The 12,099-nt window shown below is 62.3% G+C and carries 13 protein-coding genes; 11 read left to right on the top strand and 2 right to left on the bottom strand.

Features of this window, described 5'->3' with window-relative positions:
• The first annotated feature begins 130 nt into the window (after positions 1 to 130).
• The 5 genes from ACXJ7R_RS13985 (at position 131) to ACXJ7R_RS14005 (ending at position 5,062) form a co-directional block, all read left to right on the top strand.
• Entirely contained in the window at positions 131 to 1,459 is a 1,329-nt protein-coding gene (locus tag ACXJ7R_RS13985) for an aspartate aminotransferase family protein (RefSeq protein WP_095088901.1), read from the top strand.
• Between the two features lie 70 nt (positions 1,460 to 1,529).
• Positions 1,530 to 2,780, top strand: a complete 1,251-nt coding sequence (locus ACXJ7R_RS13990; protein WP_457152360.1) for a Zn-dependent hydrolase — start codon at positions 1,530 to 1,532, stop codon at positions 2,778 to 2,780.
• 64 nt (positions 2,781 to 2,844) lie between these two features.
• Positions 2,845 to 4,296: a dihydropyrimidinase gene (gene hydA / locus ACXJ7R_RS13995; RefSeq protein ID WP_457152349.1), complete on the top strand. Its 1,452-nt coding sequence runs from the start codon at positions 2,845 to 2,847 to the stop codon at positions 4,294 to 4,296.
• Complete coding sequence (locus tag ACXJ7R_RS14000) at positions 4,293 to 4,670, top strand: hypothetical protein (RefSeq protein WP_457152350.1); 378 nt, start codon at positions 4,293 to 4,295, stop codon at positions 4,668 to 4,670. Before hydA ends, ACXJ7R_RS14000 begins: the two co-directional genes overlap by 4 nt.
• 14 nt (positions 4,671 to 4,684) lie before the next feature.
• The gene (locus ACXJ7R_RS14005; RefSeq protein ID WP_457152351.1) at positions 4,685 to 5,062 is read left to right on the top strand and encodes a hypothetical protein; all 378 of its coding nucleotides are present in this window, start codon (positions 4,685 to 4,687) and stop codon (positions 5,060 to 5,062) included.
• A 20-nt stretch (positions 5,063 to 5,082) separates the two neighbouring features.
• Here ACXJ7R_RS14005 and ACXJ7R_RS14010 read toward each other — a convergent pair whose 3' ends face one another.
• Positions 5,083 to 5,481 carry a cupin domain-containing protein gene (locus ACXJ7R_RS14010; RefSeq protein WP_457152352.1) on the bottom strand — a complete coding sequence of 133 codons (399 nt, stop codon included), beginning with the start codon at positions 5,479 to 5,481 and terminating at the stop codon, positions 5,083 to 5,085.
• 146 nt (positions 5,482 to 5,627) lie between these two features.
• Here ACXJ7R_RS14010 and ACXJ7R_RS14015 point away from each other — a divergent pair, with 146 nt between their 5' ends.
• Genes ACXJ7R_RS14015 through ACXJ7R_RS14030 form a run of 4 tightly spaced genes read left to right on the top strand, consistent with a single transcriptional unit; the run spans position 5,628 to position 9,474 of the window.
• Entirely contained in the window at positions 5,628 to 6,419 is a 792-nt protein-coding gene (locus ACXJ7R_RS14015; protein ID WP_457152353.1) for an ABC transporter ATP-binding protein, read from the top strand.
• Between the two features lie 13 nt (positions 6,420 to 6,432).
• Positions 6,433 to 7,311, top strand: a complete 879-nt coding sequence (locus tag ACXJ7R_RS14020; protein ID WP_457152354.1) for an ABC transporter permease — start codon at positions 6,433 to 6,435, stop codon at positions 7,309 to 7,311.
• Entirely contained in the window at positions 7,308 to 8,462 is a 1,155-nt protein-coding gene (locus ACXJ7R_RS14025; protein ID WP_457152355.1) for an ABC transporter permease, read from the top strand. Before ACXJ7R_RS14020 ends, ACXJ7R_RS14025 begins: the two co-directional genes overlap by 4 nt.
• 40 nt (positions 8,463 to 8,502) lie before the next feature.
• On the top strand, positions 8,503 to 9,474 hold the full coding sequence (locus tag ACXJ7R_RS14030) for an ABC transporter substrate-binding protein (protein ID WP_457152356.1): 972 nt from the start codon (positions 8,503 to 8,505) through the stop codon (positions 9,472 to 9,474).
• A 42-nt stretch (positions 9,475 to 9,516) separates the two neighbouring features.
• Here the strand turns inward: ACXJ7R_RS14030 and ACXJ7R_RS14035 are convergent, their stop codons facing one another.
• Positions 9,517 to 9,975 (bottom strand): Lrp/AsnC family transcriptional regulator, encoded by a 459-nt coding sequence (locus tag ACXJ7R_RS14035; RefSeq protein WP_457152357.1) that lies wholly within the window; start codon positions 9,973 to 9,975, stop codon positions 9,517 to 9,519.
• A gap of 124 nt (positions 9,976 to 10,099) precedes the next feature.
• On the opposite strand from ACXJ7R_RS14035, the gene ACXJ7R_RS14040 reads away from it, so the two are divergent.
• Both ACXJ7R_RS14040 and ACXJ7R_RS14045 read left to right on the top strand, forming a co-directional pair.
• Positions 10,100 to 11,383, top strand: a complete 1,284-nt coding sequence (locus ACXJ7R_RS14040) for a cystathionine gamma-synthase family protein (RefSeq protein ID WP_457152358.1) — start codon at positions 10,100 to 10,102, stop codon at positions 11,381 to 11,383.
• A gap of 211 nt (positions 11,384 to 11,594) precedes the next feature.
• Entirely contained in the window at positions 11,595 to 12,035 is a 441-nt protein-coding gene (locus ACXJ7R_RS14045) for a CHRD domain-containing protein (protein WP_457152359.1), read from the top strand.
• The last annotated feature ends 64 nt before the right edge of the window (positions 12,036 to 12,099 follow it).

Raw genomic sequence — 12,099 nt, forward strand, 5'->3', positions numbered from 1 at the left:
GTAATCCCTTGACCGCCGACAGGGCGGTGCTAACGTTTGTCCAATCGGTCAAAAATTTGCGTAGCACGAAATCGCAACGAAGACCAAGCGTTGGGCGCACCGAAACAATTTACAAGGGGAAGTCTTGGTCATGTCCAACCGGCTGAAAGTCACGCCGAACGATCTCAGTGCATTCTGGATGCCGTTCACGGCAAACCGGCAGTTCAAGCAGGCGCCGCGCATGATGGTGTCCGCCAAGGACATGCATTACACCACCAGCGATGGCCGCAAGGTGCTGGACGGCACCGCGGGTCTGTGGTGCGTCAATGCCGGCCACTGCCGGCCGAAAATCACCGAGGCCATCCAGCATCAGGCCGCCGAGCTCGACTACGCGCCGGCCTTCCAGATGGGCCATCCGATCGTCTTCGAACTGGCCAACCGCCTGGTCGACCTCGCGCCGAAGGGCATGGACCATGTCTTCTTCACCAATTCCGGCTCGGAATCGGTCGAAACGGCGCTCAAGATGGCGATCGCCTATCACCGCGCCAAGGGCGAGGGCTCGCGCACCCGTCTGATCGGCCGCGAGCGCGGCTATCACGGCGTTAATTTCGGCGGTATCTCGGTCGGCGGCATCGTCTCCAATCGCAAGATGTTCGGCACGCTGCTCGGCGGCGTCGACCACATGGCGCACACGCATCTGCCCGAGAAGAACGCATTCACCAAAGGCGTGCCGGAGCATGGCGCGGAACTGGCCAACGAGCTGGAGCGCATCGTCGCCCTGCATGACGCCTCGACCATCGCCGCCGTCATTGTCGAGCCGGTCGCCGGTTCCACCGGTGTGATCCTGCCGCCCAAGGGCTATCTGCAGAAGCTGCGCGAAATCTGCACCAAGCACGGCATACTTTTGATCTTCGACGAGGTCATCACCGGCTTCGGCCGTCTCGGCACGCCGTTCGCCGCCGACTATTTCGGCGTCACGCCCGACATCATGACCACCGCCAAGGGCGTCTCCAACGGCGTCATCCCGATGGGCGCGGTGTTCGTGAAGAAGGAAATCCACGACGCCTTCATGACCGGCCCCGAGCACATGATCGAGTTCTTCCACGGCTACACATATTCGGGCAATCCGATCGCCTGCGCGGCGGCCTTGGGCACGCTCGATACCTACAAGGAAGAGGGCCTGCTCACCCGTGGCGAGGAACTGGCGCCCTATTGGGAAGACGCACTGCATTCGCTGAAGGGCGAGCCGAACGTCATCGATATCAGAAACATCGGCCTGATCGGCGCGATCGAACTGGCGCCGATCGCCGGCCAGCCGACCAAGCGGGCCTTCTCGGCCTTCGTCAAGGCGTTCGAGCGCGGCGCGCTGATCCGCACCACCGGCGACATCATCGCGCTGTCGCCGCCGCTGATCATCACCAAGGGCCAGATCAACGAATTGATCGACCATGTGCGGGATGTCCTGCGCTCGATAGACTAATCTGCCTATACCTGGACGGGTGGCGACGGGAACCGCCGCCCGCCCAGGACATGAAATGAGAGGACTTGGCATGGCCGCACCCGGCGAGAATCTGCGAATCAATTCAGACCGTTTGTGGGATTCGATAATGGAGATGGCGAAGATCGGCCCCGGCATTGCCGGCGGCAACAATCGCCAGACCGTAACCGACGAGGACGGCGAGGGCCGGCATCTGTTCAAGCGCTGGTGCGATGCGGCCGGGCTCGACATGGGCGTCGACGAGATGGGCACGATGTTTGCCCGCCGCGAAGGCGCCGATCCAAGCCTGCCGCCGGTCTATGTCGGCAGCCATCTCGATACGCAGCCGACCGGCGGCAAGTATGACGGCGTGCTCGGCGTGCTGGGCGGGCTTGAGGTGGTGCGCTCGCTCAACGATCTCGGCATCAAGACCAAACATCCGATCGTCGTCACCAACTGGACGAACGAGGAAGGCGCACGCTTTGCCCCGGCAATGATGGCATCCGGCGTGTTTGCCGGTGTGCTCGACCAGGCCGACGTCTATGAGCATGTCGACAAGCAAGGCAAGAAATTCGGCGAGGAGCTTGAACGCATCGGCTGGAAGGGCACTGAGAAGGTCGGCGACCGCAAGATCCATGCCTTCTTCGAACTGCATATCGAGCAGGGACCGATCCTCGAGGACGAGGGCATCGACATCGGTGTCGTCACCCACGGGCAAGGGCTGAAGTGGCTGCAGGTGACGCTGACCGGCAAGGAGGCCCACACTGGTTCGACGCCGATGCCGAAGCGCCGCAATGCCGGGCTGGGCATGGCGCGTGTGATCGAACTGGTGCACGAGATCGCCATGGACTACCAGCCCGACGCCGTCGGCGCGGTCGGCCATATGGAGGTGTTTCCCAATTCGCGCAACATCATCGCCGGCCGCACCTTCTTCACCATCGACATCCGCTCGCCCGAAAAGGAAGTGCTGGATGCGATGGACGGCCGCATCCGCGAAGGCATCGACACGATCTGCGAGGCGCTCGACATCCAGTACAAGATCGAGCAGGTCGGCGCTTTCGACCCTGTCACCTTCGACGCCGGCTGCGTCAAGGCGATACGCGATGCCGCCGAACGCCTCGGCTATACGCACCGCAACATCGTCTCCGGCGCCGGCCACGATGCCTGCTGGATCAATCGCGTTGCGCCGACCGCGATGGTGATGTGCCCTTGCGTCGACGGGCTCAGCCACAACGAGGCCGAGGACATCTCCAAGGAATGGGCGTCGGCTGGTGCCGACGTGCTGTTCCATGCCGTGGTGGAGACGGCTGTCATCGTGGAGTGAGCTTACAAATCCGCATTCCAAACGCCGCTCGCAAAGAAGCGCGAAGAGAACAAGGGAACAAGACATGACCAAAGTTATCAAGAACGGCACCATCGTCACTGCCGACCGCACGTGGAAGGCCGATGTGCTGGTCAAGCACGGCAAGATCGTCGCCATCGGCTCGGACCTGCATGGCGACCACGAATTCGATGCCACCGGCTGCTATGTCATGCCGGGCGGCATCGATCCGCATACCCATCTCGAAATGCCGTTCATGGGCACCTATTCGGCCGATGATTTCGAATCCGGCACACGCGCGGCGCTCGCGGGCGGCACCACGATGGTTGTCGATTTCTGCCTGCCGGCGCCGCAGCAGTCGCTGCTGGAAGCCTTGCAGATGTGGGACAACAAAACCTCGAAAGCATCCTGCGACTATTCCTTCCACATGGCGATCACTTGGTGGGGCAAGCAGGTGTTCGACGAGATGGCCACCGTCGTCGACAAGGGCATCACGTCGTTCAAGCATTTCATGGCCTACAAGGGCGCGCTGATGGTCGACGACGACGAGATGTATGCCTCGTTCCAGCGTTGCGCCGACCTTGGCGCGCTGCCGCTGGTGCATGCCGAGAATGGCGATGTGGTTGCAGCCCTGTCACAGAAGTTGYTTGCCGCCGGCAACAATGGCCCCGAGGGTCATGCCTATTCGCGGCCACCGGAAGTGGAAGGCGAGGCGACCAACCGCGCCATCATGATCGCCGACATGGCGGGCGTGCCGCTCTATGTCGTGCATGTCTCCTGCGAGCAGAGCCACGAGGCGATCCGCCGGGCGCGGCAGAAGGGCATGCGGGTGTTCGGCGAGCCGCTGATCCAGCACCTGACGCTCGACGAGAGCGAGTATTTCAACAAGGACTGGGACCATGCGGCGCGCCGCGTCATGAGCCCGCCTTTCCGCAACAAATTGCACCAGGATTCGCTGTGGGCCGGCCTGCAGGCGGGTTCGTTGCAGGTGGTGGCGACCGACCATTGCGCCTTCACAACCAAGCAGAAACGCAACGGCGTCGGCGATTTCACCAAAATCCCGAACGGCACCGGCGGGCTGGAAGACCGCATGCCGGTGCTGTGGACCACCGGCGTCAACACCGGCCGGCTGACGATGAACGAGTTCGTCGCCGTGACCTCGACCAACATCGCCAAGATCCTCAACATGTACCCGAAGAAAGGCGCCATCGTCGAAGGCGCTGACGCCGACATCGTCGTCTGGGATCCGAAACGCAAGAAGAAGATCTCGTCGAAGAAGCAGCAATCTGTCATCGACTACAATGTCTTCGAAGGGTTCGARGTGACCGGCCTGCCGCGCTTCGTGTTCTCGCGCGGCGAGTTGTCGATCCAGGAGGCCGAGGTCAAGGCCAAGCCGGGGCACGGCGAGTTTGTCGGCCGTGAGCCGAACGCGGCGGTCAACCGGGCGCTGTCGACGTGGAAGGAAATTTCCGCGCCGCGCAAGGTCGAACGCACCGGCATCCCGGCGACCGGGGTTTGAGCTTGGAGCGCTCGGCCGCGCTTATTTCGTTGGTCCTGGCTGCAGCTGTCGCTGGCCCAGCAGCAGCGAGCGGCGTGCTGGCCGGCTCCTGGGGCAACGATGTTGGCTGCGCCGGCGTCAAGGCCGGCTATCGGGACAGCGATGCCTATATCGTGCTGACCGCCGAGGGCATCGAGACCTATGGCAGCGGCTGCCGGTTCGCGCAGCAATTGACGTCGGTGCTGGGTGCCCAATCGGTGGCTTCGACCTGTTCCGCCGAGGGCGAGGCGGGGACGACGATCGAAACAATCGTGGTCACCAACAAGGGTGAGGATGGTTTCTTCGTCTCCATTCCGGGCCTTGAAGAAATGGGGCCGCTGCAATCATGTTCGTGACGTGGGGCGTTGGCATGCGCGGTTTTGGTCTGTCCCTTGCGATGGCGCTCGTGCTGGCTGCCGGTCAGGCTTCGGCGGCAGGCATCGATCTATCCAAGCCCTATGGCAACAAGTCCGGCTGCATCAACAAGAACGGCCAGGAAGTCTATGCCGAGGACATGCTGCTGCTGACGGACACGGATCTGGTCACCGTGGCAAGCGCCTGCACCTTTACCGACAAGCAGGCGAAATCGGACGGTTCGYTGGTCATCAAGGCGCAATGCGAGGCCGAAGGTGAGGATGGGCAGTCGCCGGCAGAGTTCACCGTCAAGCAAAGCCCCAAGAGCGCCAAGAAGCTGGTGATCACCGATGCGGACGGTAATGTCATGGGGGAAGTCTCCCGGTGCCGATGACGATCAAGTTCCCATCGGCTTCAAGCGACCAGCGCATCCAGTTCCGGCAGCAGGACGACGCTTTCCTGTTCGTTGGGATCGGTGCGGGCAATGACGGCCGAAGACGGGGCGCTGCTGAGATTGGCCGGCAGATGCGGCACGCCGGCCGGAATGTAGAAGAGGTCGCCGGCCTTGACGACGATATGATGCTCCAGCCGGTCGCCATACCACGTATGGACTTCGCCGGAGAGCACGTAGATCGCCGTTTCATGGTTCTCGTGCATGTGCGCCTTGGCGCGGGYGCCGGGCGGCATCGTCAGTATGTGCATGCAGATGCCGGAGGAACCGACGGTTTCAGTGGCGATGCCGGCGAAATAGGTCAATCCCTGCTTGCCTTCATAAGTGGTTTCAGGGCGGATAAGATGACAAGTGGGCGACATCGGGGAAAACTCCGGGCGTCGATTGAGTGGGACAAATTAGTGGGACTGGGGCCAATGGGACAGGGGCGAGTGGAAAACAACATCGCAATAAAAGCAATCGGATTCCGGTCGGCGCCGCAGTGGCGGGAACAGGCAGGCAGCAAGCGATGACGGGGATTTCGCCAGCCGTCGTCGCGGCAAGCCAACTCGGACTGACGTTCCAGACCAATGACGGGCCGGTGCAGGCGCTGTCCAATGTCGACCTGACCATCGGCAAGGGAGAGTTCGTCTCCTTCATCGGGCCGTCGGGCTGCGGCAAGACCACCTTGCTGCGCGTCATCGCCGATCTGGAGAAGCCAACCTCGGGGACGATTTCGGTCAACGGCATGACGCCCGAACAGGCGCGTGAGAAACGCGCCTATGGCTATGTCTTCCAGGCCGCGGCGCTGTTTCCGTGGCGCACCATCGAGCGCAATGTCGGGCTGCCACTGGAGATCATGGGTCTGTCCAAGGCGGAGCAGGCGGAGCGCATCAATCGCACGCTCGACCTCGTCAACCTCTCAGGTTTCGAGAAGAAATATCCCTGGCAGCTTTCTGGCGGCATGCAGCAGCGCGCGTCAATCGCCCGGGCCCTGGCCTTCGACGCCGACCTTCTGTTGATGGACGAGCCATTCGGCGCGCTGGACGAGATCGTGCGCGACCACCTCAACAAGCAATTGCTGGAACTGTGGGGACGCACCAACAAGACCATCTGCTTCGTCACCCACTCCATTCCCGAAGCCGTGTATCTGTCGACACGCATCGTCGTCATGTCGCCACGCCCGGGCCGCGTTACTGATGTCATCGAATCGACGCTGCCGAAGGAGCGGCCGCTCCACATCCGCGAGACGCCGGAATTCCTGGCGATCGCAGCCCGCGTCCGCGATGGTCTGCGGGCAGGGCACAGTTATGAAGATTGAGGYGGCGCGCTAGATGGACAGCTTCCGCGACAAGCTCGTTCCGGTGRCCTCGATCCTCGCTGGCGTGGTCGTGCTCTGGTACGTTTTCGCCGTTATCCTCAACACGCCGTTCCAGCGCGATCTCGACCGGCGCGCCGGTGAAACCCCTGCCTTGAGCGAATTCATCGGCAAGACGCTGTCGCAGCCGAAGCCGACGCTGCCGGCGCCACATCAGGTGGCGGTCAATTTCTTCGAGAACACCTTTCTGCGCCCCGTCACGTCGAGCCGCAGCCTCGTCTACAATGCCTGGGTGACACTGTCGTCGACGCTGCTTGGCTTTGCTTTCGGCACGGGGCTCGGCATTATCATCGCCGTCGGCATCGTGCATGTGGCGACGCTCGACCGCAGCTTGATGCCGTGGATCATCGCCTCGCAGACCATTCCCATCCTGGCGGTGGCGCCGATGATCATCGTCGTGCTGGCGGCGGTTGGCATCACCGGGCTCATCCCGAAGGCGATGATCTCGACCTATCTGTCGTTCTTCCCGGTGACCGTGGGCATGGTGAAGGGCCTGCGCTCGCCGGAGATCATGCATCTAGACCTGATGCACACCTACAATGCCAGCGCGTCGCAGACCTTCTGGAAGTTGCGCGTGCCGGCCTCGGTGCCGTTCCTGTTCACATCGATGAAGGTGGCCGTGGCGGCGAGCCTGGTCGGTGCCATCGTCGGCGAACTGCCGACCGGTGCGGTCGCCGGCATCGGTGCCAAGCTACTGGCCGGCGCCTATTACAGCCAGTCTATCGACATCTGGTCGGCGCTGGTCGCAGGTTCGGTGGTGGCCGCACTACTTGTCATGGTGGTCGGCATAGCTGGGCGCATCGTCGACCGCGCCATGGGCGGGAGGCCGGCATGAACTGGCTGAAACCCTCGTGGCAAGCGGTGCTCGCCATCGCACTGTGCCTGATCGCTGTGGCGCTCGGCGCGATGTCGAAGCCCGAAGCGGCAGCGCTTGCCGACCCGGCAGTCAGCTTCAACTACCCCTACCTCACAACGAAGGGCTTGATCTTCGGCCTGGCCGTGCTGGCGGCGCTGATCTCGATGACCAGGATTCCGCCCCTTGCAGAGGCGGTGGTGCTGTTTGTCGGCGCCCACCTCGTCGCATGGTTGCTGATATCGGGCATAACCGGTTTTGAAGGCACGGCACTGGCGCCGTACTTTTTGCTGCTCACTGCTGCCTGGCTGCTCGGCTGGCGCTGCGTCGCCGTCCTGTCGGAGCTTCGCCCGATGGCGAACTGGGCCCGGAGCGCGCTGCGCCTGATCATCCCCGCCATTTTCGGCGCCTGGATCCTGATCATCTGGGAAGCCGTGACGCGGGGCGCCGGCATTCCCTTCATCCTTTTGCCGCCGCCAAGCGCCATCGGCGCGCGCATCGCCAACTCGCTGCCGGTGCTCGGCGCCGATGTCCGGCAGACCATCTTCAAGGCGGTGATCTTCGGGTATGTCGTGGGCAGCGGTGCCGGCTTCATCACCGCGATCCTCGCCGATCGCGTACCGTTCCTGCGCCGCGGGCTCTTGCCGATCGGCAACATGGTCTCGGCGCTGCCGATCATCGGCGTCGCCCCAATCATGGTCATGTGGTTCGGCTTCGATTGGCAATCCAAGGCGGCCGTCGTCATCATCATGACCTTCTTCCCGATGCTGGTGAACACGGTGGCTGGGCTCGCCGCGTCCGGCCATATGGAGCGCGACCTGATGCGCACCTACGCATCGGGCTACTGGCAGACGCTGCTGAAACTCCGGCTGCCGGCAGCAGCGCCCTTCATCTTCAATGCGCTGAAGATCAACTCGACGCTGGCGCTGATCGGCGCCATCGTCGCCGAGTTCTTCGGTACGCCTGTCGTCGGCATGGGCTTCCGCATCTCGACCGAGGTCGGGCGGATGAACATCGACATGGTCTGGGCCGAAATCGCAGTTGCAGCACTTGCGGGTTCGGTCTTTTATGGTGTGGTCGCTCTTGTCGAAAGAGCCGTCACGTTTTGGCATCCCTCTGTCCGTGGTGGATAGGGCGGTGGGTTTAAGGGTACTAACTTCAGAGGGTAAAAAGATGAAAAGACTGATTATTCCTGTCCTGGCCGGCGCAATGTCGCTAGCCGCTTTCCAGGCAATGGCCGCCGACAAGGTGACGTTGCAACTGAAATGGGTCACGCAGGCCCAGTTTGCCGGCTACTATGTTGCCAAGGCCAAGGGTTTCTACGAGGCCGAAGGTCTCGACGTCGACATCAAGCCGGGCGGTCCCGACATTGCGCCCGAGCAGGTGATCGCCGGCGGCGGCGCCGACGTCATCGTCGACTGGATGGGTGGTGCGCTGGCCGCTCGCGAAAAGGGCGTGCCGCTGGTCAACATCGCCCAGCCGTTCAAGAAGGCCGGCATGGAACTGGTCTGCCCGAAGGACGGCCCGATCAAGACCGAAGCCGACTTCAAGGGCCACACGCTCGGCGTCTGGTTCTTCGGCAACGAATATCCGTTCTACGCCTGGATGAACAAGCTCGGCCTGAAGACCGAAGGCGGCCCGGATGGCGTCACGGTTCTGAAGCAGAGCTTTGACGTGCAGCCGCTGATCCAGAAGCAGGCCGACTGCATCTCGGTGATGACCTATAACGAGTACTGGCAGCTGATCGACGCCGGCTACAAGCCGGAACAGCTGACGGTGTTCAACTATTCGGCAATGGGCAACGACCTGCTCGAGGACGGGCTCTATGCGTCGGAAGATAAGCTCAAGGATCCGGCGTTCGAGGACAAGATGGTGCGTTTCGTGCGCGCCTCGATGAAGGGCTGGAAATACGCCATCGACAACAATGACGAGGCCGCAGGCATCGTCATGGACGGTGGCGGCCAAGACGAGAACCACCAGAAGCGGATGATGAGCGAAGTCGCCAAGCTGATCGACAATGCCGACGGCAAGCTCGATCCGGCGACCTACGAGCGCACCGCCAAGGCGCTGCTCGACCAGAAGATCATCACCAAGGAGCCGAAAGGCGCCTACACCACCGCCATCACCGACAAGGCGGTCAAGTAAGCCTAGCCGGCAATATCTTGATATTGACAAACGGCGCCTCTGTCAGAGGCGCCGTTCCTTTATGGTGTTCATGACGAAGCTGGTCTCGATCGAGGCGACGCATTTCAGCCGCGCGATCTTTTCCTTGATGAAGCGCTCGTACTGTTCGAGGCTGCCCGTCACCACCTTCAGCACATAGTCGCGCGAACCGGTGACGAGGTGGCATTCCAGCACCTCTTCCCAGCCGCGGATCGCGTCCTCGAACATGACGATCTCGTCCTCGTTCTGACGGCTGAGCCTGACGGTCGCGATGGCGACCATGCTCCAGCCGAAGGCGGCCGGATCGACCAGCGTGGTGTAGCCTCTGATGACGCCGGTCTCCTCCAGCCGCCGCACCCGCCTCAGACAGGGCGACGGCGACAAGCCGATCCGCTCGGCAAGTTCGTTGTTGGTGATGCGGGCGTCGGCCTGCAATTCCTGCAGAATCCTGCGGTCGAAATCATCGGCTATCTTTTGCTGCACTTTCGGCCTCTCCCGGCAATTTGTTGCGAGGATGCAGCCATGTGCGCCCAAAAATAGCAAGGACTGCGCGATGGGGATCGCATAAATTGCCGTGCGACACTCCTCGAAGAAGCAGGAAAAAGCCATGCCCGCGCCACGCCCGTCGAAAACCCATATCGGCAACCACAAGCTCCATCCGGAGACGCTAATGCTGAGCTATGGCTTCGATCCGCAGCTTTCGGAGGGCGCGGTCAAGCCACCGGTGTTCCTGACCTCGACATTCGTGTTCAAGTCGGCGGAAGAGGGACGCGACTTCTTCGACTACACGTCCGGCCGCAAGGAGCCGCCGAGCGGTACGGCGTCCGGTCTGGTCTATTCGCGCTTCAACCATCCCAACAGTGAGATCGTCGAGGACCGGCTCGCGATCTATGAGGGGACGGACGCCTGCATCCTGTTTTCGTCAGGCATGTCGGCGATCGCGACGACACTTCTCGCCTATGCTCGTCCGAGCGACGTCATCCTGCATTCGCAGCCGCTCTATGGTGGTACCGAGACGCTTTTGACGCGCACGCTTTCCGGCTTCGGCATCGGCGCTGTCGGCTTCGCCGACGGCGTCGACGAGACGGCCGTGCGCGCGGCAGCCGACGCTGCAGTCGCGAAGGGCCGTGTCTCGGTCATCCTGATCGAGACGCCGTCAAATCCCACCAACAGCCTGGTCGACATCGCGCTGATGCGCAAGATCGCAGACGAAATCGGCGCGCGCCAAGGGTCGGCGCCGATCATCGTCTGCGACAACACGCTGCTTGGTCCGGTGTTCCAGAGGCCCATCGAACACGGCGCCGATGTATCCGTCTATTCGCTGACCAAATATGTCGGCGGCCATTCCGACCTGATCGCGGGCGCCGCCATGGGCAGCAAGGCGGTCACCAAGCCGATCAAGGCGCTGCGCGGCGCGATCGGCACGCAGCTCGACCCGCATTCCTGCTGGATGCTTGGCCGTTCGCTGGAGACGCTGTCGATCCGCATGGAGCGGGCGAACGACAATGCGCGCATGGTCGCTGAATTCCTGCGCGATCATGCCAAGGTCGAGAAGGTGCATTACCTGCCGTTCCTGCGCGAGGATACGCCGGCCGGCCGCGCCTATAAGGCACAGTGTAGCGGCGCCGGCTCGACCTTCTCCTTCGACATACGCGGCGGACAGAAGGCGGCTTTCGCCTTTCTCAACGGCCTGCAGATATTCAAACTGGCTGTAAGCCTCGGCGGAACGGAATCGCTGGCCAGCCACCCAGCAGCCATGACCCATTCGGGGATACCCTTCGACGTGCGCCAACGTATCGGCGTGCTGGAGACCACGGTCAGGCTGTCGATCGGTGTAGAGCATCCGGACGATTTGATCGCCGACCTGACGCAGGCGCTGGCAGCGGTCTGACCGTCTCCGAGGCGCGCCTAGGCAGCGAGGCGGAGGCGCCGTCGCAGCTTTGAGTTGGATAATCCCAGGAGGGGCGGGCAACCGCCTCTCTCTTTATCGGTCGTCATCACATATGCGTGCGCCGAGGATACTTTTGGCCGGTAGATCGTTGTGGTGATGTATCCATGCGCTGGGGGGCCGCAGGGTGTTTCATCCAACGGAGGTTTCTAAAATGCGCATGCAGTCCATTTCGCCGATCGTTTCGGCACTTGCCGTCACTGTTTCTATCTTCCTTGTCTCGCCGGCCTTGGCCGACACGGAAAAGTTCACTGCGACGCTCGATGGCGGCCAGCAGAGCCCGCCCGTCACAACGAAGGGCAAAGGCACGGCCACTCTCACGTTCGATACGGCCAAGAAGAAGCTCAGCTGGAACGTCAAATATTCCGGTCTCAGCGGGCCGGCGACGGCCGCGCACATTCACGGCCCGGCGGCGATGGGTGAAAACGCCGGACCCGTCATCCCGTTCAAAAAGCTCAAGAGCCCGATCAAGGGATCGGAGACGTTGACCGATACGCAGGCCGCTGACCTCGAGGCCGGCAAATACTACGTCAACGTCCACACCGCCGCCAACAAGGACGGTGAGATCCGCGGCCAGATCGAAAAGGCGAAGTAGGATAACGTCGCCCCGGGGGACTGGGGGACTGAATTACCTCGAAGTTAAGGAACAGCGTCCCCTC

This window comes from Mesorhizobium sp. P5_C1 (assembly GCF_054049815.1).

What these genes read in the sequence shown, in the direction of transcription:
- ACXJ7R_RS13985 (WP_095088901.1), top strand. Translation starts at nt 131, where the DNA reads ATGTCCAACCGGCTGAAAGTCACGCCGAACGATCTCAGTGCATTCTGG.
- ACXJ7R_RS13990 (WP_457152360.1), top strand. Translation starts at nt 1,530, where the DNA reads ATGGCCGCACCCGGCGAGAATCTGCGAATCAATTCAGACCGTTTGTGG.
- ACXJ7R_RS14015 (WP_457152353.1), top strand. Translation starts at nt 5,628, where the DNA reads ATGACGGGGATTTCGCCAGCCGTCGTCGCGGCAAGCCAACTCGGACTG.
- ACXJ7R_RS14025 (WP_457152355.1), top strand. Translation starts at nt 7,308, where the DNA reads ATGAACTGGCTGAAACCCTCGTGGCAAGCGGTGCTCGCCATCGCACTG.
- ACXJ7R_RS14030 (WP_457152356.1), top strand. Translation starts at nt 8,503, where the DNA reads ATGAAAAGACTGATTATTCCTGTCCTGGCCGGCGCAATGTCGCTAGCC.
- ACXJ7R_RS14040 (WP_457152358.1), top strand. Translation starts at nt 10,100, where the DNA reads ATGCCCGCGCCACGCCCGTCGAAAACCCATATCGGCAACCACAAGCTC.
- ACXJ7R_RS14045 (WP_457152359.1), top strand. Translation starts at nt 11,595, where the DNA reads ATGCGCATGCAGTCCATTTCGCCGATCGTTTCGGCACTTGCCGTCACT.